The sequence below is a fragment of the Microcoleus sp. B4-C1 genome, from assembly GCF_036705285.1.
Lineage (GTDB): Bacteria > Cyanobacteriota > Cyanobacteriia > Cyanobacteriales > Microcoleaceae > Microcoleus.
Genome location: NZ_JAUBUC010000093.1, coordinates 1 through 24,579 on the forward strand (window position 1 = coordinate 1; position 24,579 = coordinate 24,579).

The window sequence follows — 24,579 nt, forward strand, 5'->3', positions numbered from 1 at the left end:
GCGTCCCGCCCGTCTTTTTTGGACGGGCGGGACGCCCATCCCACTTTCCTTGTGGAAGTTATTTAATTCTCATTCCTAATCACTCTCTTCCAAAAAGGTTTGTACTCGACCGTTCGGTCGCAAAACAACTCGAATTTTAGGGTTTTTTCCATTAGAAACAGCAGAAACAAACGGCTCGCCGGCTAATGGCATATTAGTTTGCTCGATATAATCTGCTGCTGCTTTTCCCATCGGCATAATACTTTCAACTGACCCATTTTCATCGATCAGCACGCTGTATTCCAAAGTTTGTTCCATTCCTTCTGGAGGCTTCCAACGTTCCTCAAAGTAAGTTCTAGCTTCTGAAACTTGAGGAATTGTATCAAATAAAGTGTGGTTTTTTCTGCTTGCCGCCACCTGGTTGTCGTCCTCAGACTCGGCACTCGGTTGAGCGTCCTCAAGGGCTGGGAGTTCGGTACTGGCGGGGGGGACAATCGGCTCGATGGGGCTGGGGAAGGTTTGCGGCGGGGGAACGGGAAATCGGGAAGCAGACAGGGAGGGCGGCAGGGGGGGAGGTACGGCGGGAGCTAGTCTCGGCGGTAGGGGGGGCAGCACGTAGGGTACTGGTGCGGGTGCTTGGGGGACGGAAATGGGCGGTTCTTCGGGGGCGGGAATAGTGATAGTTGACCCTTGAGGGAAAGCTGGGGCGCTCTGTGGGGCGCTGGCTGTGCTGCCGTTGGCGGGAAATAGCAGGGGTGGCTGCTGGATAGGGCTGGGTCTGTTGGTGGCTGGAGTTGGCGCGAGGGCGAGGGGGGGCAAGCTGGGGCTGGGGGAGGCAGCGGTGTTGATAGGCGGGGGCGGCAGCGGTGGTAAAGCGGGTGTGGCTGCGGGTGTTGGTGCTGGGGGTGTCGGTAGGGCGGGAACAGGACTGGGGGATGCGCCTGCTGCTAGCTGGGGGTTTCCTGGAGCGGTGCTCAATTGTGGATTGGTGGGGGCTGTGGCGGGGGCTGAGGCGGTTTGCGGGGAGGTGGCGGTTCGATCGAGCATTTTGATAGTTCCTGTCGTCAGACCGGCGCCCGCGACCAGCAATGCTGCCACCTTAAGCCAGGGTGAGGACAGTGGCCGTCGGGACTCGCGGTTGAGGTTGGGAAGCGCCATCACTTCGGCGGCGCAGTCATCTAGTGCTGTGGCCAAGTCAAACAGTTGCAGGGTGCTCAAGGGAACTACTGGCCCGGATTCTGCGGCGCTCAAAGAGCCTAAAAACAAGTTATGGGCAAGCAAGCCGCGGGGTTCTAAGCGGGGGGGAACCGGAAGGTAGGCTGTGTTTGGGGCGGAGGTTGCTAGTTCGGAAGTGTTGACGGCTCGATCGAATATAAGGGCATTACTGCCGACTTCTGGCGTGTCTGGGCCTGCTGCGGTACCATCGGTTTGAGAGTTGAGGTTGCTTTCCCAATCGCGGGATGCGCCGAGCAAGTTTTGGACGTAGTTGCTGACAGCTTCGTGGAGGGTTTCGAGTTGAATTCGATCGCCCCTGAGAGTAACGTGTTCGGTATCTGGCAGCCTGGGGTCGTCGAGTCGCAGCTCAAAACTTAAAGATTTAAACACCGGTTGGCCCGCCCAGCGAGATAGAGGCGAACTTTTGGCTGTAATTTCCAGCGTGCAAGTGGGGGGCGTGTACCGTTTGAGAACCATGGCGAAGAAGGAAGAAGGAAGAGGGAAGAAGGAAGAGGGAATAACTATGTTTTATCTGATATTTGGCAGTATTCTCAACAAGCTTTTTTAGCAACAGGCAAGATGCCTGTTCCACAACAAATAAATTTTTTGGTGGAACAGGCATCTTGCCTGTTCCCGATGTTTGTCATTCTCGTTCCCATGATGCTTAGCTTAATTCTTAGCACGGTCTAGAAGAGCCAGCCAGAGGCGGCGGTGGCCGCCGGGACTGCTGTAAAACAGCAAATCGATCAGGAGTTTGAGGGCCAAATCAGTCAACTCTCGGGCCGATAAATTTTCTCCATCTTCCATGCGCGAGCCATAAGTGTTGCTGAACCTGTCAATATAATCTCCCAGCAAAGCGATGGTGTGAGGTTCGCGGTTTTGTTCTGCCATTTGTTCGAGCAAAGCAACAGCGCGGCGGATTAAAGCTTGGTGCTGTTTTGCCAAATGACAGCTTATCAAAACGAGCGATCGAGCTTCCTCCACATCTAGTTTTTTGCGCCCTCCGTGGCCTTTCCGCAGCGGGTTAGATTGGCGCAGCCGCCACAAAGCTACCCGATCGGCTACCATTGGCTCTAAATTCAGTTCGGCTGCTACCTTGAGCATCGCCTCTGAGCCAATTTCTGCCAGCGCTTCTAGGGCTAACAGCACTAAATCCAGTTGGGCTTTAATGTTGTCCAACTGGGTAGGTTCTGGTGCTTTTTGGGTCAATTCTGCCCAGTTGGGAGATGGGCCCGTTTCGTTTGTGGGAGCGGAGGGCTTTACGGTCGAGCGCATGGCTTCAGCACGGGAAATTAAGACAGGTTGAGGCAGGATATCAAACAGTATGCAGTGATGAAAGCTTTACGGCCCGGCAACAGCACATCTGTTAATTTGTCTCCATAGCTCGTTGCTTTGATTCCGGCAATCCTAACTGCTGGACGGAGTTGCGGGTGAAAAGTTGCGGTTTCAAGTTCGATCGATCGCAATCCGCAAAACCCAGAGATTTTTACTTCTAACCATCCTACGCCACACAGTGACCGAAATCAAATCAGTGCTTTGAAACTATCGGGGCTTATATCGCTCCTAGCGAGAGCGAGTGCGAGTGCTACTTATAGTCTGTCGCTACTTATAGTCTGTCAGATTATAGTTGTCATTGCTTCATCTGGCGCCATCTATGGATATTACGGAGCAATTTGGTAAAAAAGTTAGACATTTCCGAAAGCTCAGAAATCTTTCCCAAGATCAGCTTGCAGAACTATCTGAATTACATCGCACCTATATTGGTTCAGTTGAACGAGGTGAAAGGAATATAACGCTACTTAATGCCAGCAAAATAGCCAAGGCATTATCCGTTAGTCTAGCCGATCTGGTAATTGATGATGACTGAAAGAAGACTAGAGCAAATTTTAGCAAGATACCAAAACTCATTTACCGATAAAATTTATGCAGAAGAGAATGAAGAACACGATATTTTAATGGATGTGTTTGGTATTTCTCCTATAATTAAAAAAGAAAATAGGCAATATTGGGGACGTGAGTTAGGTATGTGTTGGCAATTGTTAGTTACTGAAACGTGTAAAACATATTGCAGTAGCTTTCAGCCAGCATTTAAAGTTGGAAGCGATGAGCCGTGCGATCTGATTGTTGATGGGTACGCAATAGATACAAAATATCGTATTGGCTCAGGAGATTCTGGAACACTGCAAAAGTTCAAATCTTATGGCCCACTACTTCGTACTTATAATTACGAACCCGTATTTTTAATTCTTAGAAAAGATAATTTGCCCGCAGCTATTACAGCGTGCCAAGTAGGCACTTGGAAAGTTTACACTGGGGACGATTCGTTTGAGTTCATAAAAACAATAAGCGGGTTTGATTTAAAGTCATTTCTTATTGAAAAAGTGGGAGAATTCCCTGTATACCGCTGAAACTATCAAGGCGCTTGTTGATAATCTCTATGTAGTCAGGTACTATTTCAATGCCAACATACCTAATGCCAAATTCTTGCGCCGCCAGCAATGTGGTTCCAGATCCTGCGAAAGGATCGATTAGAATAGAATTTTCCAAACGCGGTACAAATATTTCGACCAGTTGTCTCATTAGAGCGATTGGTTTAACTGTGCAATGGACGTTAAACTCCTCGGTTTTCTCACGCTGTATACCTTCTAAAATATTTGACTGAAAACCACCAAACTGATCTTTAGTATAAAATAGACCAGTACCATACTCCTGTAGAGTTTCCAAGTAATTATTGACCAGTGGTTTTTGAAGTACGCAGATTGCTTCCCATTCATTCCTCAGACAACTGTGCCAACCATCCCATTTTTCAGAATTTTCATATCCTTTCTTCTCTAACTGTTGTTTGATATTGACACCTTTAGGGATACCACTGGATCTTTTATAAACAAGAATATCTCTCGCATAGAAACCAGCACTTTCAAGTGCTACTTGTACGTGAGCAACCGTTCGTGTGCTGTTGAAAACTAAAACTGTCGCACCCGGTTTGCAGATCCGAAAAAGCTGCTCACCCCACTCAAAGCACCACTTTTCATAATCCAGAGTGTTGTTACGATTCCTTTGATACCATTTTTTGTTTCTGACTCCACCTGCTAAACCACTGCCATAGGGAATGTTTTTAACAAGGGTTTTATTTCCCTTGCCATTGACTCTTTCAATACGCCTTTGAATTTCTGAGTCATCCCATTTATGACCAATAAATTCATAATTATAAGGTGGGTCAGTGATACACGCAGAAATATAATTTTCTGGCAATGTCTTCATCACTTCACGACAGTCGCCAACCAAAACTTCATTTGAGGGAGTTTTTTTCATTAGTAAGGCAGTTACTAAAGTGGTAAATCAACTCTTAATTATGCCACATTTGCAGTCTAGTATCCATTCCGGTTGCATCAGTATGATATGTTCGTTGCGACTTATTTTGCTGCAGACAACTATATAATTACGAGTCAACCGGAAATGCGTAAATCCTGACTATTTCAAATAAACCACCGTCACACCTCCACCCCCTTCTTTTTGACTGGCGAGTTCAAAGCGGGAAACCTGCGGGTGATTCGCGAGGAACTCGTGAACCCCGCGCCGCAACTGTCCCGTACCTTTGCCGTGAATTATCCACAGGACTCCGTATTCCACGGCTTTGGAAAGAGCTCTGTCTATTTCGATTTCTGCGTCTGAGACTCTGGCACCCCGCAGGTCGATCGAATTATTAGCAGTGCGAATGGCGATTTCGGGATTGGGTTTTGCAGGTTCCGCCGCTGCTTGCTTAGCTTTCGCCGTAGCGAGTGCTTGTGCTTGGGCTGCTACCTTGGCTAATTGAGCTTTAGTTTCGGGTTTTTGACCGTCTAGGGATTCAATTTCTCCTAGTTTGACAGTCATTTTCATAATCCCAAACCGAACGCTCAACTCTTCGTTAGCATCGGGGCCGCTGAGGACTTCGGCGGTTTGGCCCAAGCTGGGAATGCGGATGCGATCGCCCACTTTCGGCATAAAACTCGGTTTGGGTTTAGCCGGTTGCTGTCGAGAAGGCAGGTGTTTTTGGGAAATTTGATTTAAGGTTTCTGTCGCTTGTTGGGCATTTTGAGCCGTCTGATTGCCCGACTGCAAGCGACGAATGATTTGAGCAATTTCTGATTTTGCCGACCCTATCGCCTCATTTACAGCCACTTCCTGAGCTATTTTTAGTTCTCGCTCCCGCTCTTGCAAAGCGGCTGCTTTTTGAGAAACTTCTCTGTGCAGTTTTTCGGTTTGGTGTAGCAGTTGAGTTGCTTCTCTGGCCTTGGTTTCCTGTTTCCGGCGCTGTGCTTCGAGTCCAGCAATCACTTGATTAACATCTTGAGACGCTCCCCCGACATAGGTTTGAGCTTCTTCGACTATGGATGCTAGCAAACCGAGTCTTTTGGCAATGGTGAGGGCGTTGGAACGTCCGGGAATTCCCCACAGCAAGCGATAGGTTGGCTGCATGGAATTGTCGTCAAATTCTACTGAGGCATTTTCAAAGCGGGAGTCTTGATATTTGAGGGCTTTGAGTTCCCCAAAGTGGGTAGTTGCAACTGTTAATAGGGAATGTTGGGCGAGATATTGCAACAGGGCGATCGCCAATGCACTGCCTTCTGAGGGGTCTGTCCCCGCTCCTACTTCGTCTAACAAAACTAAAGATTTGGGAATTGGTAATTGGTAATTTGGATTTGGGATTTGGGGTTGAGGAATTTTTAATTTAGGTTTGAGAATTGGGAGAGCAGAAACTGTGCTCTGTGTATCTATGACTTCTTCGTCTTGCTGTTGGGAATTAGTAATTGGAAGGTTGGAATTTTCTTCCCCTTCAGCCTGCGATTTATTGTGTAAAACTTCTAAAATGCGGCTGATGCGGCGGATATGGCCGGAGAAAGTAGACAAACTTTGCTGCAAAGATTGTTCGTCACCAATATCAGCCAAAATATTGTCGAACCAAGGCAATTCTACGGGTTCGCGGGCGGCAACAAACATTCCTGCTTTCGCCATTAAAGCTGCCAATCCCAAGGTTTTGAGGGTGACAGTTTTGCCGCCCGTGTTGGGGCCAGTGATGGCGACGACGCGGATGTGCGGCCCGATCGTTAAATCGACCGGCACGACTGGAAAGCCTTGCTCGTGCTGTTGCTGCCAAACTAATAAAGGATGGCGCAACTGGCGCAGGGTAATTTGCGATCGCAAGTTGCGAATTAATAATTGACTGTTTTCTGAGTTTTCCTCCTCTTCTTTTTCCTCATCTTCTTTTTCGGGATTTTTTGGTGCTAATTCAGGTTCTCCCAATTCGATAAATTTCGGCGGATTTGCTTGCAACCAAAAACTATAACGCGCTTTAGCCGCCGCTAAATCTAAAGTTGTAACTACCACCACCAATCTGTCTAAATCGGGTTTTACTGCTGCGACTTGCTCGGTGAGGGCGCGGCGAACTGCTTCTTCTTCGGCTTGTTCTTGCCTGAGAAACTGCCGCATTTGGTTGTTAAGATTGACTGTGCTGTGGGGTTCTACGTACAGTGTCGCGCCGCTGGCCGAGGAGTCGTGAACGATGCCCGGTATGGCATCTTTTTGGGGAGCTTTAACGGGAATGACAAAGCGTCCGCTTCTTTGGGTAATTAGCTGTTCTTGTACTGCGTTGGATTGGCGCTGCAAAATCCCCTGCAATATTTGATAAATGCGATCGCGCAACTGTCGCATTTGAACTCTAATTCCTGCTAATTTAGGAGTTGCTCTGTCTGCTACTTGAGCGCGATCGTCTATACAGCGATGGATTTCTTGCTCTAGTTCGGGATACGTCCGCAATTGGGCTGCTAGTTCTTTGAGCGTCGGCACATCTGCCTGAGAGTCAATTATCCGGCGCAATTGCCTTGCTCCGGCGAGGGTAGTAGCAATTGCCAGCAATTCTTCGCCGCTGAGCAAACCTTGGAGTTCGGCTCGCTGCAGAGAAGTGCCGATGTCTTGGATTCCTTCAAAACTCAAAGCACCGCCAGCGCGGCTCTCTAACTGATAAGTTTCCTGAGTTTGGGCGAGGAGTTCGGCTGTTTGAGCTTGAGTTGCCGGGATTGCGAGGTCGAGGGCGGCGGCGACGCCGAGTTTGGTGGCCGCGAAGGTAGCCAAGTGCTGACACAGGCGCGGCCATTCTAATAGTTCTAGTGTTTCGGCTTGAATCAAAGTTGAGGTGGTGTTGGTAATTGGCATTCTCAGGCGCTGACCGAGAAGGTGAATTTAACGATACTATTAATTGATTTTAAAGTTTTTTATTGTTTCCTGGCGCAATTTGAGAAAGTATCTGCGATCGCCCTCAGCAGTCTTTCGGCAGAAAGCTCTGATGTAACATTAATTACGAAGGAGAAAATTTGCATTTTTGCATTGCCCGTCTAAAATTATACCTTCTCGTGATACCAGTCCCCAAAAGATATGCAACTGTAGGCAAGCTCCCAACTATTATTATACGGTAAGTTATTCCCAATTTTTTACTTTAAAACATAAAATCTAAAATGGTATGGGCTATTTTGGGTTTTGAGGGAGCGGGCATGGGCTGTTTTTTGATGTAATTGAACTATTTTGGAATTTTAAATCTGTCAGCGCAATTCTGGCGGTTGTATCCTAAAAAGTAATTTGTGGAGGTGGTAGAAGTATGGCAAAGATTCTGGCGATCATCGCGGATACTGTGACTTTTCAAGTTGTGAAAGAGTTACTCAGCCAAGAGGGACATCAGGTGAGAGTCGTTTCCGACGACAAGGAGGGTTTAGACTTGGCGAAGGAATTGTCCCCCGATGCGATAATTTGCGACGGGACTTCGCCTCAAATCAACTTTTTGGAGGTGTGCCGGCTGGTGAAAGCCGAGCGAGAATTGGCGGCAGCCTATTTTATTCTGCTGACAACACCGGAGCAATTTGATGAAGTTCAAGCATTGGATGCGCCCTTTGACGATTTTCTGTTTAAACCGATAGTTAAGCAGGAATTATTGGCGCGGGTGCGCGCGTCTAAGCGATCGCGCGAGTTGAGGGCGCGGTTGGAGTTAACCCAGCAAGAATTGGATCTGTCGCGCGATCGAATGCTGCAAAATGAAAAAATGTCTAGTTTGGGCGAATTGGTGTCTGGGATAGCCCACGAAATTAACAACCCCATTACTTTTATTTACAGCAATCTAACTCACGTCCAAAGCTACGCAACCGATTTAATTGAACTCCTGCGATTGTATCAAAAAGAGCTAGTCAATCCCGGAGCGGAAATTCTGCAAAAGCAGCAAGATATGGATGTGGAATTCGTACTCGACGATTTATTAAAAATTGTGAGTTCCATGCGTACCGGGAGCGATCGCATCCGCCAAATAATCTTGTCGCTACAGGATTTTTCCCGCAGCGATCGATCGGGCTGGCAGTTATTTGATGTTTCCGACGGTTTAGAAAATACTCTGTTGTTGTTGCAGCACCGCTTGCCGGCTCGCGAGGGAAGGCGAGACATCAAGGTGATCAAACAATTCGGCAATTTGCCACAGATTGAGTGTTATGCAGGTCTGCTCAATCAAGCTTTTCTGAATATCATCAATCACGCGATCGATGCTTTGGAAGAGTCGGCTCAAGAGTTGGAGGAGTTGGAATCAATCAAATTTAAGCCCGTGATTTTGATTACCACTCAGGTAGTCGATGCTCAGCGAATTTCGATTGAGATTGCTGATAACGACATCGCACATAGCAAAGATACCACAGCCGAAATTTCCGATCCATTTTTGGGATCACAACCTGCGGAACCACCCATATCATCGGGACTTGCTCTCAGCTATCGGATAATTGTAGAGCAGCACAAAGGAGAGTTCAAGTGTTTTTCCGAACCGGGTAAAGGCACTAAAATTCAGATAGAGATTCCGCTGCGTCACAGTTAATTAGGAATGAGAATTAAATAACTTACAATGCGTGATGGTTCTTGTGGGATGGGCCTGAAAGCCCGTCCAGAAAGGGCTGGCTAAGAGTGCCCAACCCCTACTCCCCACAAACTTGTGTAAATTATTTAATTCGCGATCCTTAATAGTATTTACGGTTGGTGGGGGCGGATTTTTGAGATTGTTGGTTTTAGCCTGAGATTATGGTGAATCCGCCCCTACAATGACTGCCTTTTTTTTTAATGTAAAATTTTGTAGAGGGAATGGCAGAAGTTATCGAGAAGAGACTTGAGTTGATCTTCAAGAGATTTGAAGGAGAGAGGAAGAGAATAGAAATATGAATAATTCCACGGAGAGGGGCAACCACGGGGGGTTGCCCCTACAAAACACGGTTATGTAGATGTTGTGTGTCTAGGAGTGGAATAACTAAAGGGAGACTTGCGCGCCTTGAGTATCGAGGCCGATCGCCCTTACATCAGCCTTTACCCCAAATTCCCCCCAAGCAGCCGCCATCCCTTTCTCAACCGCCTCAGCGTTACCCACATCCGTTAAAGCCAAAAGCGTCGGCCCCGCACCGCTAATTACCATCCCACAAGCCCCTGCATTCAGGGCAGCTTGTTGCACCGCTTCATATCCCTTAATCAGAGATTGGCGGTAAGGCTGGTGAATTTTGTCTTGGAGGGCGCAGCGCAGCCAGTTTTCATTGCCAGTTTCCAAAGCCCGCACCAGCAAACCGAGGTGTGCAGCATTAAAAATCGCGTCAGCCCGACTGTAATCTGCTGGCAAAACTTTGCGGGCTTCGGCTGTAGAAAGTTCAAAATCGGGGATGGCTACCACGGGCACAATATTTGGATGCCAGGGAATATCGCAAATCTCCCAGGAACCCCCCCCCTGCCCCCCCTTGCTAAGGGGGGGTGATGGTAGAATTTCCGCATCTAAATCTAAGGGTGATTGTTCTGTTAGCCCCGCTTCACGGAGGGGGAATTCTTCTCTTAGCCCCCCCTTACTAAGGGGGGGTTGGGGGGGTGGATTGCTAGCAGCGAGGCGACAACCTCCCAGTAAAGCGGGGACAACGTTGTCGGGATGGCCTTCAAGTTCGATCGCCAATTGCATCACTTCCACCTGACTCAAAGGCGCACCGGCTAACTCATTTGCACCGACTAACCCACCGATAATAGCTGTGGCGGAACTTCCTAAACCTCTAGCCAGCGGAACTTGCATATCTATATGTATCGCTACAGGGGGCGGCGATTGGTTCAGGCGATCGTATAACTTGACAAAGGCTAGATAAGCGAGATTGCTGTCATCTGTCTTGACTTTAGCGGCTTCTTGGCCTGTAACTGTAATTTTTAATTTATCGGTTGCTGAGGGTTCGAGTCGGGAGAATTGGAAGCGGTTGTAGAGGCTTAAAGCGGCGCCGATGCAGTCGAATCCTGGGCCTAGGTTGGCGGTTGTGGCGGGTACGGTGACGGTGACGGTGGAAGTTTCGGGCATTTTTTGAATAGTTAATTTGGAGTGTTTAACCGCAGATGAACGCAGATGAACACAGATGGTTTTTTGGTGTTTGTGCGATCGACTATTTTAACTGATTCCTAGAACATCTTCGTAAATTTGTGCGATCGGGCATTGAAAGTCTACGCTAGCCAAGCGAACTTCTTCGCCCTCAGCGTAAGGGTAAAGTTCCCAGCGCCCTTCTGCATTGCGCTGGTAACATTCTACACTTATTCTTTCTTGGTCAATAAGTACGTATTCTTGTAAAGTTTCTAAGGTGCGGTAGTCGGCAAATTTATTTCCGCGATCGAATGCTGCTGTTGTTGGAGATAGAACTTCTACGATTAAGCGCGGGTAGCGTTTGAAATATTCCAGGCTTCTATCTCTTTCATCGCACGTCACCATGATGTCGGGATAGTAAAACACGTCGGCTTGCTCAATTCTGGCTTTCATGTTTCCCCCATAGATGCGACAGCCTCTGCCTCTAACATGAGTTGTGAGCAAGTTTACTAAGTTGATGCAAATAGTTTCATGGGCATCACTTGCTCCTGCCATTGCATAAATTTCGCCTTGTCTGTATTCGTGTTTTATGGGGCTAATTTTTTCGCCTTCTAAATAGTCTTCCGGGGATGCGTAGTTATGACTTTTGGTGGCAACCATAGTGTTTATTTGTTAAAGACTAATCATATTCTACCATGTTTTAAAAAGCCATTTATTCTTGCAGCATTTCAAGATGCTGTATGGCATCTTGATAATCGTTGGTATTGCCGTCTTTTTGATAAAGTTCCGCTGCTTTTTGATAATCGGCGATCGCCCCCGGTTTGTCTTCTAAGAACTCGCGGACTCTAGCGCGGTTGTAGTAGGCGTCGCCGTAGTTGGGGTTAATTTCAATTGCGCGATCGAAATCTGCTTTAGCTGCGGGGTAATCTTTGAGATTGCGGCCGTGGATGATGCCGCGTTTGTTGTGGGCTTTGGCGTAGTTCGGGTTGAGGCGGATGGCTTCCGTGTAATCGGCGATCGCCCCTTGAATGTCTCCTGCTTCTGATTTGGCTAAAGCGCTGTTAAATAAGTCTTCAGCGGTATTTTGAACAAGAGTTCTTTGAACTATTAAAGCTGAAGATTCAGCAGAAACAGCAGGGGATACATTACCCAAGATAGTCAAGATTCCTATAGTAGCAATTAAATTGTAAAATGATGATTTCATAATTTAGGCAAAAATTGGAGCGACAGAACAACTAAAACCGGGCAACAAAGGGGAAGTTAGTTCATCATTGCTCAACAGCGTAGCAATGAGCCTTAAACTTGCTTGTTCCCTGCGATAAACTTCTATTTGCTGCAATTGCCAATTCACAACCCAGTATTCCTGTACTCCTCGCACTGAATAGAGTCGGAGTTTCAAATCTCGATCGCGTCTTTCATTGTCTGCACCGGGGGATAATACTTCAACAATTAACTCGGGTGCGGCGGTTAAATGGCCTGCTTCGTCTAGCAAGATAGCCAAGCGTTCATTGCTAATCCAAACCACATCAGGAATAACACAATCTACATCTGTAAAAACAACTCCTGGACTAATTACTGATTCTCATAATCCTGTTTTTTGTGACCAATTATTTAACTCTATGCAAATGTTACCACAAACTTCTTGATGATTCCAGTGTGCTGCCCATGTCACAAATAACTCTCCATCAATAATTTCATAACGATCGCCGTTATCTGGCAATAGTTCTAAATCGGCGGTAGTCCAGCGTACTTTATCAGATATTGTCTGGTTCATACAAGCAGTCTTGATAGGTGATACAAACATTCTAAACGATCGAGCTTCTTGTCGCTCCACAGCTTGAAACAATCCGGCTACACTGACTTTCGCTTTTTGCAGGCGAGACTCAGAATATTGAAACCCGCCTGGGCGCGGGTTTCGTTTTTGTAGGGGCGATTTCGCATCGCCAAATTGTCCGATCGCCCAATTTAAAATTATTGAAAATTTAAAATCGCGCGATTACTTCAAAATAGTTTTAGAAGCAATCCGAGTTTTCTTGCGATCGGCTTCACTCAATTGTTCGCCAGACTGCAAGCGAGTAGCAGAGGTTTGGAGCACAGTTGCGGCACTTTTATCGCCCATTTGCAGAGCAGTTTTAGCTGCAGTTTGCAGCATTGTCGCCGCGCCGGCTCGATCGCCCTGTTGCAATCTAGTTTCGGCCAGTTGAGTTTGGCGGTATTTAGCCAAAGCTAAAATGTGCTGCTGCACCATTGGGTTAAGTGCCGGCTGATAAACTTTCACGACATTAGCGGAAAGTGCAACAGGATCGGAAAGCAAACCTTGGCCGACACTCGGATCGTCGTAGCGAATTTGCAATTGCCCGATCGCCTGTGTACCTTCGGGCAACTGTCCAATATAAATATTAGCCAAAACTACTCGCTCTATATCCTTCATTAAATCTCCCAGGCGTACCATAAAACGATCGCCCTCTTGCTGTACCGGTAATTCGATCGTATCCGGGGCAACTTGGGCGATCGGTTTGAGTTCGGCTAACCGTACTTTTGGCATCAGTGAAAATAGCAAATAAGCATTAGTCAAACCTACACCTTGGATGCGAGTAAATAGTTTGCTAAACTCGTCAACCGCATCTTCGGGACGCTGAATGTGAGCCAGAGCACCGCCACCAGCATCAGCAATCTTTTCCAAAATATCCTGGTTCCAGTTATCGCCAAATCCTAGAGAATTTAAAGTCATGTTGTAGTCGGCAGCCAATTTAGCCAACTTCAAACAGCGGCTGTCGTCGCCGTGTTCGTTTTCGCCGTCAGTCAGCAGAAACGCCTGAGATATAGCTTCTTTTTTGCCTTTGCCCAACTCTTCAATACCTAACTTAATGCCCTCATCAATTGCTGTGCCACCGGCCGATCGCAATTGCTCAATTTGCCGTTTAATACTGCTGGGATCTCCCACAATTTGATTGGGGACGAGGACTTTGGCTTTGTGGTCGAAAGCCACCGCGCAAAAGCGATCCCCGGGCTTCAACCTGTCCAGCAACCGTCCGGCGGCTTGTTTGACTGTTTCCAAGGGGCGTCCGCCCATCGAACCGCTGTGGTCGAGAATCAGGCACAGGTTTAAGGGTACGCTGGAGTCGATCGAGCTTGCCGTCGCAGACACCGAAATCGCTAGCTGGCGCTGCGTCGAGGGCGCTGCAGCGTCAAGGTTAGGGTCGTTTAAAACCGGGAGCAAACTAACTTTCATGCGGGATACCTAAAGATTGCGTTACTATTTCTTTAAGAATAGCTCCATCAGTTCAGGCAACATTTCGGTTATGTCAGGAACCTCAGCCTAAGTGCATGAGGCTTGTAAGAGATTCTTGCGAGCCGTCCTGACGGGCCTAAGACTTTCGAGGTCTACGTTTTTTGAGTCATGACACCCTGGGATGCGAAGCTAGTCCCCTGCCCTGTCATTTGCAGTTAAACAGTTTTAAGGTCACTGAAACAGTGCTGCAAGTTTAACAAGCTCTCAAAACATTGGCGAAGCTAACTTTACCCGTAAGGGAGTTTGGGAGAAGACCACATCTCCACGGAGGGGCAACCATACCCCTCCACCCCAATCCAATGTAAAGCCGTCCTAGAAGGACGGGGTTTCAGACTCATTTTTCTGATGAACACACCCATTAAAGCAGTGCAATCGCCATACTACGGGGAAGGGAACTCTCGGACGCCACCTCCCGATTTGCCATCCCTGTTGCTGAAGGAGCGGATCGTTTATCTGGGGATGCCTCTGGTGCCTGCGGTAACAGAACTGATTATTGCTGAACTGTTGTTCTTGCAGTACGAAGACCCCGAGAAGCCGATCAAAATCTACATCAACTCGACCGGCACTTCTGGTTACAGTGGCGAACCCGTCGGCTTTGAAACAGAAGCCTTCGCTATCTGCGATACGATCAGGTACATTAAGCCGCCCGTACACACTATTTGCCTCGGTTCGGCAATGGGGATGTCTGCGATGCTGTTAGCGGCTGGTACAAAAGGCTTTCGAGCGAGTTTGCCCCACGCTTCCATTGTGTTGCACCAACCCAAGGCTTACACGCGGGGTCAAGCAAGCGACATTCAAATTCGCGCTAAGGAAGTGCTGGCAAATAAAGCGACGATGCTTGATATTTTTGCAAGCTGTACTGGCCAACCAATCGAAAAGATTACTAAAGATATGGATCGGTTGCTGTACCTGACGCCCCAGGAAGCTAAAGAATACGGTTTGATCGATCGCGTTCTTGAAAGTTCTGAAGAATTGCCGAAACCGCTGCCGGCTGGAGTCATCTAACTGGGAATTGGAAATGGGGAATGGGGAATGGGGAAGCGGGAATGGGTAATAGGAAATGGGGAATCGGCATGAGTAATAATTAAGGGTTAATGGCTAGTAGTTTCTACCCTGGTTAGTTATTCAATAGTCTTTTTATGACTAACAATTCCCAATTACCGATTCCCAATTACCGATTCCCCATTCCCCAAGGCCCAATACCCAATTCCCGATGCCCAATTCCCAATTACCAATTACCAATTACCAACTAAACGGAGTTCCGAATTATGCCTATCGGTGTGCCAAAAGTTCCCTACAAGATGCCGGGGGGTTATGATACTCAGTGGATTAATATCTACGATCGCCTCTACCGGGAACGGATTATTTTCTTGGGCAGGGACGTTGACGATGAAATTGCCAATCAAATCATCGCTGTGATGCTCTATCTTGATTCGGAAGATTCAGGTAAGGATATTATTTTATACATCAATTCCCCAGGCGGGATGGTGTCGGCAGGCATGGCTATTTTTGATACCATGCAGCACATTAAATCAGACGTGGTGACGATTTGTGTGGGCTTGGCTGCTTCGATGGGTTCTTTCCTGTTAGCTGCCGGTGCGAAGGGGAAACGGTTAGCTTTGCCTCACTCGCGAATCATGATTCACCAGCCTTCTGGGGGCACGCGGGGACAAGCAACGGATATTCAGATTGAGGCCAAAGAGATTCTGCGACTGCGCCACCAACTCAACGGTATCTATGCTAAGAATACTGGCAAGCCGATCGAGAAAATCGAGAAGGACATGGATCGCGACTATTTCATGTCCGCTGAGGAAGCCAAGGAATACGGCTTGATTGACAGAGTGATCGAAGATCGTCCGTAAGTTATTTTTGCGCTACCGTAGTGCGGGCAAGCCTCGCACTACAACCCAGTTTTTCGGTAAATTTTGGCAGAATCTTTACATTGAAGGATTCTGCCATATTTAATGGAATTATCAACGCTCATTCATGCTAGATGGATATTGCAGATTATTACCGACAGTTAGGGCTGAGGTTAGGTGCGAGTTTATCGCAAGTTAAGACCTCTTATCGGCAGTTAGCGAGACAGTATCACCCCGATGTGAATCCGGGAAACGAACAGGCTAAAAATAAGTTTATTGCTATTACTGAGGCTTATAAGTTCCTGGTGAATGTTGCCCCCCACCATGTTGCGGAGTCGAAAGTTGCCAATTCCACTGTGCCGCCTAGTTCGACACCGCCGGATCGGGGGGTGAAAGCTCAACCGCAGGCAGTTAAGGTGACTCGAAAAGAGGCTGCGGTTCAATCTCATGCGGATCTGTCGGCGGTGGAACAAAAGTTAAAGCAAGATGCTTATGTTGAGTTGCAGCAGTTGCTGAAATATCACAGGTTCCCGCGGGCGATCGCCTTGATTGAGGGTTTGGCCCAGCGGGTTCCCGAAGATTTGGAGGTGCGTCAGTGGCAGGCGATCGCCTATCAGCGCTGGGGACGGCATTTGATCGGAGAAAAGCAGGTTGATAAGGCGAGAATTTATTTGAAAAAGGCTGTGAAAACTGACCCTCACAATCGGGCTTTGTGGGCGGAAGTTGAGCGGGATTTTCGCAGGTTGGAAGAGATTTATTGAAGCGATGTTGCGTCCCCCTTTTGCAGGGGGTCTGCGTCGTGAATTTTTAATTTTTCTAAAATAACTTGGGTATTTTCAGGTCTGTTTTCTGGTAGCGGTTCCATCAATTCGTCGATCGACTCTAGAAGTAACGGGTCAATATCTACAGCCTGGTTCCTCCAATTAATTTTACCAGTTTTTTCATTAACGGGAAAGTCGATCGGCTCTATGCCTGTTAATAAATGTACAAAAGTACGCCCTAGGGCAAAAAAGTCCGATCGCACGCCTGCTTTACCTAGAATTTGTTCCGGTGCAGCGTATCCAGCAGAACCTATGGGTGCTGTCTCTATCTCTGCTTCTGTGGCGGCGCCGAAGTCAATTAATCTCAATTTTCCCTTGGCTTCAACCATCAGGTTGGATGGTTTAATATCCCGATGCACTACATGATATCTGTGGATTTCCTGCAAAATCTGAAGCATTTGTTGCAGCCAATCAAGGGCGAGCTTTTGAGAAACGTAGTGTTTTTTAGTTAATAATTCTGCCAAGTTTTCTCCGCTAATTTTTTCCATCACCAAACAAGACAATTTCTGGAAGTTCTGGGGGATTTTAATTGGGAAATAACCGTCTGGTTCGACTTGGGGAACAGATCCCTTTCCGGCCAGCCAAATCAAAACTCGCGCTTCTTGCTTGAACAAGCGAACTAAATCGGGGTTGTGGGCGTGTTTCAAGACTTTTAAAATTTTGACAGTGCCCCATTCGTTTTCCCCGGTTCCCAAATCTTCAACTTCAAAGATGTCTGTGGGGCGTGCGGGATTGGGCGATCGCACTGGTTTAAGGATACGATAGCGATCGGCAATTAACAAATCCGTGCCACAAGCCTGACAATTTTGAGCAGCAGCAGGATTTTCGCGTTGTTCGCATTGAGGATTGATGCAGTAAATCATACCATTTTAGATTTTAGATTTTAGATTTTAGATTGGAAATGACTGACGCTGTATCGGTTTAGAGCTTGGTTTTGCATTCTTTTTTGGGGAAGTCGTATCACTTTGATTGATAAATTACCATAAAACCCAGCAGTTCTGATCGTCTACAGTTATGTCAGCGCGGGCGCTACAATTTGTCCAATCTTTGGTTGCGGTTACGTCGAAGAGTTTGGTCAAAAATTCAGTCGTTTTGCGGATAATCTCTTCGGCTTTGACTTCAACTTTTTTGGACTCTGGCGGCAGTTGTTCGCCTTCTTCGTCTTTGGGGCGGTATGTACGGGAGATTCCAGAAAGCACAGCGGGCTTCTGGAGTGCTTTTTGAGCTTCTGCGAGTTCTTGGACGGATCGGCTTTTGATGCCTTTTTCGATCGCAATAATCTGATTTAAGCGTGCCATTGTTCGATTTTATTGACGCTGAACTCATATCAAGCCGGGTTGATACTGATCATCAAATTGTTTATGCTGTGGCTTTTAGGGCTTTGATAACTCTCCCTCATCAGTACAAACCTCACGATCGTTCTTTAACCAGACTTGATCATTATGTAGTATGCCACACTTCAAAAAAAGTACAAGCTTTCTTTTCTAGGCGCGGTGCCAACAGAGCCCGTCGCTACCGTACTCAGCAATTTATCTCTCAAAAACTCGGCAAAATCTCTAGCGTCGCTGCGGATCAAGTGGATGCCATCATTGGTACGCCATTCTCGCTCTTTCGGGGGTGGCAGCCACTCAAAACGATCGGACGGGAACAGCTTTTTAGCCAATTCTTGGACTTGTTTTCTCCTGATTGCAGCGTTAACTCGTGACTCTTGCGGTATGTCAAATAAAACTACTTTTGCCCCGCTATTTTTTTGGATTTCTGCGATTTGAATTTTAATAAACTCAGCTTCTTTTTTTATAGCTTCTGCATCTTGTTCAGACAAAGGTTGACTTTGAATATCTACTATCGTTTGGATAGCTTTTTGGGATAAGTCGGGAGTAAGATATCGACCTTCTAATCTGTCTAGAGCCTCTCGCGTCACTTTTTGACTCGGCTTCGATCGACTTTTAAAAACATCCACAAAAATGCTAATCGGACGGTATTCCTCTCTCATCATTGGTAGATACTGGCGTAACCAATAAAAAAGAGGATGATACAAAGAATCCATTAATTCTGTATCTATTTTCCGAACAATAGTATCGTTAATTTCCACCAAAACAATAGGAGGCTTGGTTTTACTTCTTTTAACTATTTCTAAACCTGTTTGGCTCGCTCCTCCCCCCAAGGCTATGCTCTTTACGCCCTCTCCAATGTCTTTAATATTAAGGTTTGCAGCTAGAGAACTACCTACCATTACCATTTTTAGATCGGAATTATCCTGATATACATACCTTTGAGTTTTAACAATATTATTTTGAAGCAGGCTAACTCCATCGGAAGCAGGCAAAACTCCGCCGCTGACGAGCGCTTGATAAAAACTCATTATAAACAGAAAAATTAGTACCGGGCGCAAAATCGGTCGCAACGGGAATTTGACAAACATAGAACACCTTCTAGAATTGGAAATAAATAAATTGTTTCGAGCTGCCACTGTTGAGGAATATCATTGCTAGCATAATTCCTAAAGCTAAATCTTGATAAACGCTCCAGACTTTTTGGCCGTTTTTATTTGAATCCTGTTTCATCAGATTTTGCCAAGTGGGAAAATGGGGAATGTGATAAATCACTACTGGTAACGAAAAAATTAGCGTCGGAATAATGTGACTCCAACCGGGCTTGATTTTATAGTTGCGAACTAAAGTAACTGCGAAGTCAACCGCTTCTTCAAATCGAGGCAGTTTGAAAAGCAGCCATCCCACGGAAACAAAAGAGAAAATGCCTAAAACGCTAAGGCTGTCCAATAATAATTGCTGCCAGATTGGTTTGGTTTTTGCTTGATTTGGTTCTGGCAATTTGTTTTTGGATTTGTCGAAGCCAAAAAAGCGTTCTACGGCTAAACCCAAGCCGTGATAAATTCCCCAAACTGCATAACTCCAAGCAGCCCCATGCCATAATCCTCCTAAAGTCATTACTATCATTAAGTTAACATAAGTTCTGATTCTGCCTTTGCGGTTTCCGCCGAGGGGAAAGTATAGATAATCTCGGAGCCAAGTTGAGAGGGAAATGTGCCACCTTCTCCAGAATTCGGAGAGGGAACGAGAGATGTAAGGAAAGTCGAAGTTGTCGGGAATTCTGTAACCCAAAGCGGCTGCAAAACCGATCGCAATTAAGGAGTAACCGGCAAAATCGGCGAAAATTTGGATTGAGTAGCCAAACAGCAGTGTCAGGTTGGTAATCGTTCCAAATCCTTGGTAGTAGGGAAAGCTGATCCAGAAGGTATAGTCTTTTAAGTTGTCGGCGATGACCATTTTTAGGAAGTAGCCGACAACGAGCGAGCGAAAAATGAAATTCCAAGGAATATCTTTAAAGTATTTAGGAACAATCTGGGGATAAAAAGTCTTGGATTTTAAAATCGGGCCTGACAGTAAATTGGGGAAAAAGCTAATAAAAAATGAAGTATTTAGCAGGTGTTGGGTGAAGTTGGGCGAGACGTAAGCGTTTGCTTCGGTTTCGCTTTTGTTTTTTTGAGTCAGTACGTCTACGATTAAACTTATGCCTTCAAATGTGTAGAAAGAAATGCCGATAGGCAGAGGCAATTTTAAGAATAAATAAGCAATGCTGCCTTCGGAGCGAGCAATATTAAAAACATCGGTAACAAAGTTAGTTAGCAAACCAGCGTATTTAAACAAGCTCAAAATTAATACATTGAGAACGACTCCCGATAAAGCCCAAAAAAATCGCTGTTTCTTGCCAGAAATCCGGGCAACTTGAAAGCTGATTGTAGCGTTGATAAGAATGGAGAGTAGCAGGATCAGCAACAGTGCGGGGGCGCTCCAACTGTAAAAAATAAAGCTGGCAATTATCAGGATGGGAACCTGCAATTTTTGCAACGGAGGGAAATAATATATGGCGAAAACAATCGCAAAAAATACTAAAAATTCAATACTGTTAAATAACATAATTTGTGATTTCGCTCTTTTACGTAGCCTGTGACCCACTATATCAACCGCCTGGGACTAATGGCAAGACTAGCCCAGAACCCGATCGCGATCGCGCATCCTACCAAAGTGTAGCAAATATCACTGTTTGTTGGGGCTGCGACTACCTCTTGAGATAGATGCGGAAATACCTCCCAGGGCGCGTTGTCATTTCGGGAAACATTTCTTAACATATAGATAACAAAGGGAATCCGAGGAGACACTAAAAATCCTTAAGCCCTTGGGGTGCCCGGTTAATCAGACTTTTCGCAAACAAGGGCTAAATCAATGAACAAGCAGCAAAACTCCGAAGTTTCAGCATTTTTGCCCATGCTCCAAAAAGGCATTTGGCTGTTTGGGATTCTCTCTTGGATATTCGGGCTGACAGATAGAACTATTGCACTCTTATCTGACGGATATTTGTCGGCGATCGATATTGTCCAGCTATTTACAGCATCATTTTTCTTCATTAGCTGGCTGTTTTTAAGCCCGTTTTTGGGCCTTAACTCCCAGAGTCAGCCGAAGGAAGAAGCATCTCCCTAGTTTTTAAGTTGTAATGTTAGTTTCTCGATCGCTCTTTCTTTCTTCTGGGGCAAAGCGGGCCGGCCAAATGCGATCGCAAAAAAACAAAGTTCCCGCCGTCACGCACAGCGGAATCGCCAACAGATTCAACAGCGGAATGCTCACCAAACCCAAACAAACCAAACCAAAACTCCCGCTGGCGGGCAAACTCGCCCAAATTATCTCCAACTTCTCCTGAAAAGGTCGCCTGCGCCTCTCCAAAGGTGCATCTAAAAAGTCCAAACAGACAATAGTCGCGCCCAAAGCTACGCCACCCAAACTGCTAAGAATAGAGCCGACACCAGGAATAAAATTTAGCAGCAGCAGGGGTATACCGACGCTCAACAAAATTTGTAGTTTTCGCAGTTCAAAGGCGATCGCCCTTTGAATATCCCCAAAACTACTCGCCAAATTCATTGGTGCTTCTGCGGGCAATTGACCGTTCCGCAGCAGTTCCAATTGTTCGGAAAGTTTGCCGTACCAGGGCGAACCTAAAATCACGCCAAACTGCACTAACAAAAATCCAATTATCAGCAAAAGTCCTGACACTAGGAGTACGCGCAGCAGCCAGCCGAAAGCAACTGTTAACACGCCGAGAAAGCTCAGCCAAGCGGGAAAACTCGCAATTAGAGCATTAAATCGGACGGACAAATCGGCAACTAAAACATCTATCCCAGCCAAACTGGGAAATAGCAAGCTTAAATAAAGACCAATACCAATTATAAAATTTAGCACCACGGGAACTAATACATAAGTCCACAGCTTGGGAGTTTGCAAAATCAGCGTGAAAGCTCGCAAAGGATAGGTGAAACCTGCCAGGAGTCCAATTGGTGCGGTAATGGCGGCGTGGGCGGGGTTTGAATTTAACTGTTTTGACATATTTTCTGCTTTTGAAGACTCGACTCTATTTTCTATTATCCATTTTCCATTATTATGACTGATGAGGATTTATCGCAGGTTGCCCAAAAGTGAAGCTTTTTATTTACCATACCCCGGAACTTACGCCAGCCGACAAAATGCCGGCTTGCGCGATCGCAGTTGATGTGCTGCGGGCGACTACGACAATGGCAACGGCCCTGAATAATGGGGCGGAAGCTGTCCAAGTTTTCAGCGACTTAGATAAGCTAATGGCCGAGAGCGAAAAATGGCCTGCTGATCAGCGGATTCGCGCTGGAGAGCGCGGCGGCGGCAAAGTTGACGGATTTGACATGGGGAATTCCCCGCTGGACTGCACGCCAGAAAAGGTGACTGGGAAGCGAATTTTTATCAGCACAACTAACGGTACTCGGGCTCTGGAGAGAGTGCAAGCTGCTGCAACTGTGTTAACGGCGGCTTTGATTAACCGCAAATCTGTGGTGCAGTTTTTGTTAAATAAACAGCCGGAAACTATTTGGATTGTGGGTTCGGGTTGGGAAGGAAGTTATTCGTTGGAAGATACGGTTTGTGCTGGTGCGATCGCCCAAAGTCTGCTAGCAGAAAGCGGTATTCCTGCGAGCGATTTTGCTGGTAACGATGAAGTATTTGGGGCTATTGCTCTTTATTTGCACTGGCAAGATCGGTTGCACGAATTGTTGGAACGTGCCAGCCACGGTCAGCGCCTCCTCGGTTTAGGTGTTATTGAAGATTTAAAATATTGCGCGCAAACGGATACTTTAGATGTGCTGCCTATGCAGCGAGAACCGGGAATTTTGGTTAAGTCTGATTTTAAAATTCCTCAATCTGATTTCTGGGTTCAATCTTCAGAAAAAACGGCGACTTGAAATTTTCTGCGAATGCAGTATTAGTAAGGTGCGCCTAGGCGCACCCTACGGAAATTAGTAGGTAGTTAATGAACAATATTCCTTAAAAGCCAGTAGAATTAAACATACTCGGTAGGGACAAAACATTGTTTTTTCCCTAGTCTATTGCAGGCAATTGAGAATTGCTGCATTCACCGCCGAATCGCTGAATTAAACACTCGGCAATTCTGGCTGCTGCACCGGGTTCTCCCATGCGGCGCCAGCCATTTTCAGCGATTAGCTGCAACCTGTCGGGGTCGCGGAGCAAAGACTGCACGGCGCCGGCAACTTCGGCGGGATGTTTGACTAAAATTAATGACGGGCCTAACAGGCGACTTTGAGCTTCTGCAAAGGCAGGAGTAAATTGCGGCCCGTTTCCGGGAATGGCGATCGCCGGTTTTCCTAAACCTACAAATTGTTCTGTAGCCGTTCCGGCCATTGCTATTGCTAAATCGGCTTCGTACAAACAATCGTTAAAACTTTGCTGAGTCAAAATCATCGTGGCATTTCTCTGCAAAAATGTCATGGGCAATAGTAAATTAGGAGATTCTGGCTGAATTTCTTGAGCGCTAGAAACAGGAGGCCGCAAAATACTTCCTTCAGGCCGCTGCGTTCTAGTTTCCCCGTCTTGTCGCCAGCCGAAAAATTCTAAACTAGGTCGCAAAGCTTCTAAGTTTAACTCTGGAGAAATGGCTCCGAAAAATAACAATTTGCGATCGGCAAACAAGGATAAAATTCCGGCGACAGCCTCTACTATTAGCAGCCAATTAGCATAGGCTTCCGGCGCTCTAGAACCGGGGAGTAAGGTGATGATGAGCGATCGCGACATTTCCCGAAACTCTGCGTCAGGGCCGTAAAAACCAGCGGGGTTTTCCGGTTCGAGTCCGTCCATCATCGGGTTTCCGAGATCGTAAGCGGGAATTCCCAGCTTTTGTAAGGTCTCGGCGGTGAGCGCGTCCCTGGCAAAAACGGCCCGACAGCGCGATCGAGTCATCAACCAGCGCTCCCAAGGCAAATAAACCGATCGCGACCAACTCCACCCACCAAAGACCCTGGATTTGCGACCCAGAGGCCCGTCCTCGTCCCGCAAATAATACTCGGACTTAGCAGTACCGACAAAGGCATAGGGCGCGCCGCCCAGCCAAGCAAACAGCAGCGGTACAATATCACCGCAGGCTAAAATAACGCCGTCTTGATTTCCAGACTGTTGTTGCGATCGCACCCAAGCGCGGATGGCTTTAAACTGAGCGATGGTCAACTGAAGCAGGCCGCCTTTGACATCGCGCAAAAATTCCCTCCCGTCCATGTAAATAAAGCCGCCCGAAGGCATTCGCTGCACCGGGCCGATGATGCGGGCGTTTTCTAGTTGAGCGAAAGCTTGCCCTTCGCCCACTAGCGGAAACACGGCTAATTCTGGGGGATGCGGGTGCTGTTGCAGTTCCCGCAAGATGCGAAGGGCGATCGCGTCTTCTCCGTGGCCGTTACTGAGGCAAAGTAATTTCAATCCCAACTCTCTCAAAAACTGTCTCTCATATTATCGGGCATCGGGCATCGGGCATCGGGCATCGGGCATCGGGCATCGGGCATCGGGCATCGGGCATCGGGCATCGGGCATCGGACATCGGCCTGCGTGGGTATACCTCACTTTTTTGAGAACTACATAGCGGAAAAAAAGAAGTAAGGATCGCGAATTAAATAATTTACACATATTTGTGGGATGGGCGTCCCGCCCGTCCAGAAAGGACGGGCGG

The 24,579-nt window shown here is 46.9% G+C and carries 24 protein-coding genes and 1 pseudogene; 8 read left to right on the forward strand and 17 right to left on the reverse strand.

The features are described from left to right. Positions 1-75 precede the first annotated feature (75 nt). Genes QUB26_RS26300 through QUB26_RS26310 form a run of 3 tightly spaced genes read right to left on the reverse strand, consistent with a single transcriptional unit; the run spans position 76 to position 2,469 of the window. Positions 76-1,671, reverse strand: coding sequence for a DUF4335 domain-containing protein (locus QUB26_RS26300; protein ID WP_333320336.1), 1,596 nt, complete (start codon positions 1,669-1,671; stop codon positions 76-78). Further along, the gene (locus QUB26_RS26305) at positions 1,577-1,816 is read right to left on the reverse strand and encodes a hypothetical protein (protein WP_333320358.1); all 240 of its coding nucleotides are present in this window, start codon (positions 1,814-1,816) and stop codon (positions 1,577-1,579) included. The genes QUB26_RS26300 and QUB26_RS26305 overlap by 95 nt, the downstream gene beginning before the upstream one ends. Positions 1,817-1,863: 47 nt before the next feature. Then, on the reverse strand, positions 1,864-2,469 hold the full coding sequence (locus QUB26_RS26310) for a DUF3038 domain-containing protein (RefSeq protein WP_333244719.1): 606 nt from the start codon (positions 2,467-2,469) through the stop codon (positions 1,864-1,866). 379 nt (positions 2,470-2,848) lie between these two features. Between QUB26_RS26310 and QUB26_RS26315 the strand changes: the two genes are divergently transcribed. Both QUB26_RS26315 and QUB26_RS26320 read left to right on the forward strand, forming a co-directional pair. Then, the gene (locus QUB26_RS26315) at positions 2,849-3,061 is read left to right on the forward strand and encodes a helix-turn-helix domain-containing protein (RefSeq protein ID WP_242715747.1); all 213 of its coding nucleotides are present in this window, start codon (positions 2,849-2,851) and stop codon (positions 3,059-3,061) included. Continuing rightward, positions 3,051-3,602, forward strand: coding sequence for a hypothetical protein (locus QUB26_RS26320; RefSeq protein WP_333320338.1), 552 nt, complete (start codon positions 3,051-3,053; stop codon positions 3,600-3,602). Before QUB26_RS26315 ends, QUB26_RS26320 begins: the two co-directional genes overlap by 11 nt. Here the strand turns inward: QUB26_RS26320 and QUB26_RS26325 are convergent. Both QUB26_RS26325 and QUB26_RS26330 read right to left on the reverse strand, forming a co-directional pair. After that, positions 3,565-4,506, reverse strand: coding sequence for a site-specific DNA-methyltransferase (locus tag QUB26_RS26325; protein ID WP_333320340.1), 942 nt, complete (start codon positions 4,504-4,506; stop codon positions 3,565-3,567). The two genes, QUB26_RS26320 and QUB26_RS26325, sit on opposite strands and share 38 nt — an antisense overlap. A gap of 159 nt (positions 4,507-4,665) precedes the next feature. Continuing rightward, positions 4,666-7,359, reverse strand: coding sequence for an endonuclease MutS2 (locus QUB26_RS26330; RefSeq protein WP_333320356.1), 2,694 nt, complete (start codon positions 7,357-7,359; stop codon positions 4,666-4,668). Positions 7,360-7,825: 466 nt separating this feature from the next. Here QUB26_RS26330 and QUB26_RS26335 point away from each other — a divergent pair, with 466 nt between their 5' ends. Then, complete coding sequence (locus QUB26_RS26335; RefSeq protein ID WP_333320342.1) at positions 7,826-9,073, forward strand: response regulator; 1,248 nt, start codon at positions 7,826-7,828, stop codon at positions 9,071-9,073. A 423-nt stretch (positions 9,074-9,496) separates the two neighbouring features. On the opposite strand, the gene thrB is transcribed toward QUB26_RS26335, so the two are convergent. The 5 genes and pseudogenes from thrB to QUB26_RS26360 all read right to left on the reverse strand — a co-directional run bounded on the left by thrB (position 9,497) and on the right by QUB26_RS26360 (position 13,793). Continuing rightward, the gene (gene thrB / locus QUB26_RS26340; protein WP_333320345.1) at positions 9,497-10,564 is read right to left on the reverse strand and encodes a homoserine kinase; all 1,068 of its coding nucleotides are present in this window, start codon (positions 10,562-10,564) and stop codon (positions 9,497-9,499) included. A gap of 87 nt (positions 10,565-10,651) precedes the next feature. Next, the gene (locus QUB26_RS26345) at positions 10,652-11,221 is read right to left on the reverse strand and encodes a Uma2 family endonuclease (RefSeq protein WP_333320347.1); all 570 of its coding nucleotides are present in this window, start codon (positions 11,219-11,221) and stop codon (positions 10,652-10,654) included. A gap of 52 nt (positions 11,222-11,273) precedes the next feature. Then, entirely contained in the window at positions 11,274-11,765 is a 492-nt protein-coding gene (locus QUB26_RS26350) for a tetratricopeptide repeat protein (protein ID WP_333246616.1), read from the reverse strand. A gap of 3 nt (positions 11,766-11,768) precedes the next feature. Then, a pseudogene (locus QUB26_RS26355) lies at positions 11,769-12,335 on the reverse strand (Uma2 family endonuclease). A gap of 222 nt (positions 12,336-12,557) precedes the next feature. Continuing rightward, positions 12,558-13,793: a VWA domain-containing protein gene (locus tag QUB26_RS26360; RefSeq protein WP_333055701.1), complete on the reverse strand. Its 1,236-nt coding sequence runs from the start codon at positions 13,791-13,793 to the stop codon at positions 12,558-12,560. A gap of 405 nt (positions 13,794-14,198) precedes the next feature. Here QUB26_RS26360 and QUB26_RS26365 point away from each other — a divergent pair, with 405 nt between their 5' ends. From QUB26_RS26365 to QUB26_RS26375, 3 genes are all read left to right on the forward strand, one after another. Continuing rightward, a complete protein-coding gene (locus QUB26_RS26365) occupies positions 14,199-14,858 on the forward strand; it encodes an ATP-dependent Clp protease proteolytic subunit (protein WP_333199262.1) in 660 nt (219 codons plus the stop codon). A gap of 263 nt (positions 14,859-15,121) precedes the next feature. Then, complete coding sequence (locus QUB26_RS26370; protein ID WP_333055699.1) at positions 15,122-15,715, forward strand: ATP-dependent Clp protease proteolytic subunit; 594 nt, start codon at positions 15,122-15,124, stop codon at positions 15,713-15,715. Positions 15,716-15,846: 131 nt separating this feature from the next. Next, positions 15,847-16,473 carry a DnaJ domain-containing protein gene (locus QUB26_RS26375; RefSeq protein ID WP_333055698.1) on the forward strand — a complete coding sequence of 209 codons (627 nt, stop codon included), beginning with the start codon at positions 15,847-15,849 and terminating at the stop codon, positions 16,471-16,473. Here QUB26_RS26375 and QUB26_RS26380 read toward each other — a convergent pair. The 4 genes from QUB26_RS26380 to QUB26_RS26395 form a co-directional block, all read right to left on the reverse strand. Continuing rightward, entirely contained in the window at positions 16,467-17,396 is a 930-nt protein-coding gene (locus QUB26_RS26380; RefSeq protein WP_333245324.1) for a serine/threonine-protein kinase, read from the reverse strand. The two genes, QUB26_RS26375 and QUB26_RS26380, sit on opposite strands and share 7 nt — an antisense overlap. A 114-nt stretch (positions 17,397-17,510) precedes the next feature. Continuing rightward, on the reverse strand, positions 17,511-17,831 hold the full coding sequence (locus QUB26_RS26385) for a DUF7873 family protein (protein ID WP_333245321.1): 321 nt from the start codon (positions 17,829-17,831) through the stop codon (positions 17,511-17,513). Between the two features lie 161 nt (positions 17,832-17,992). Beyond that, the gene (locus tag QUB26_RS26390) at positions 17,993-18,955 is read right to left on the reverse strand and encodes a hypothetical protein (RefSeq protein ID WP_333245318.1); all 963 of its coding nucleotides are present in this window, start codon (positions 18,953-18,955) and stop codon (positions 17,993-17,995) included. Between the two features lie 10 nt (positions 18,956-18,965). Further along, positions 18,966-20,471 carry an MBOAT family O-acyltransferase gene (locus QUB26_RS26395; protein ID WP_333245315.1) on the reverse strand — a complete coding sequence of 502 codons (1,506 nt, stop codon included), beginning with the start codon at positions 20,469-20,471 and terminating at the stop codon, positions 18,966-18,968. A 306-nt stretch (positions 20,472-20,777) separates the two neighbouring features. On the opposite strand from QUB26_RS26395, the gene QUB26_RS26400 reads away from it, so the two are divergent. Beyond that, complete coding sequence (locus QUB26_RS26400; RefSeq protein WP_333058797.1) at positions 20,778-21,032, forward strand: hypothetical protein; 255 nt, start codon at positions 20,778-20,780, stop codon at positions 21,030-21,032. Positions 21,033-21,035: 3 nt separating this feature from the next. Here QUB26_RS26400 and QUB26_RS26405 read toward each other — a convergent pair whose 3' ends face one another. Continuing rightward, positions 21,036-21,929, reverse strand: a complete 894-nt coding sequence (locus tag QUB26_RS26405; RefSeq protein ID WP_333244690.1) for an EI24 domain-containing protein — start codon at positions 21,927-21,929, stop codon at positions 21,036-21,038. Between the two features lie 89 nt (positions 21,930-22,018). Between QUB26_RS26405 and QUB26_RS26410 the strand changes: the two genes are divergently transcribed. Further along, on the forward strand, positions 22,019-22,810 hold the full coding sequence (locus tag QUB26_RS26410; RefSeq protein WP_333320349.1) for a 2-phosphosulfolactate phosphatase family protein: 792 nt from the start codon (positions 22,019-22,021) through the stop codon (positions 22,808-22,810). 136 nt (positions 22,811-22,946) lie between these two features. Here the strand turns inward: QUB26_RS26410 and QUB26_RS26415 are convergent, their stop codons facing one another. Together QUB26_RS26415 and QUB26_RS26420 are read right to left on the reverse strand one after the other, a co-directional pair. After that, complete coding sequence (locus QUB26_RS26415) at positions 22,947-24,332, reverse strand: lipid-A-disaccharide synthase-related protein (protein WP_333320352.1); 1,386 nt, start codon at positions 24,330-24,332, stop codon at positions 22,947-22,949. A 30-nt stretch (positions 24,333-24,362) separates the two neighbouring features. Continuing rightward, the coding region (locus QUB26_RS26420; RefSeq protein ID WP_333320354.1) for a hypothetical protein at positions 24,363-24,579 on the reverse strand (217 nt) is incomplete at its 5' end.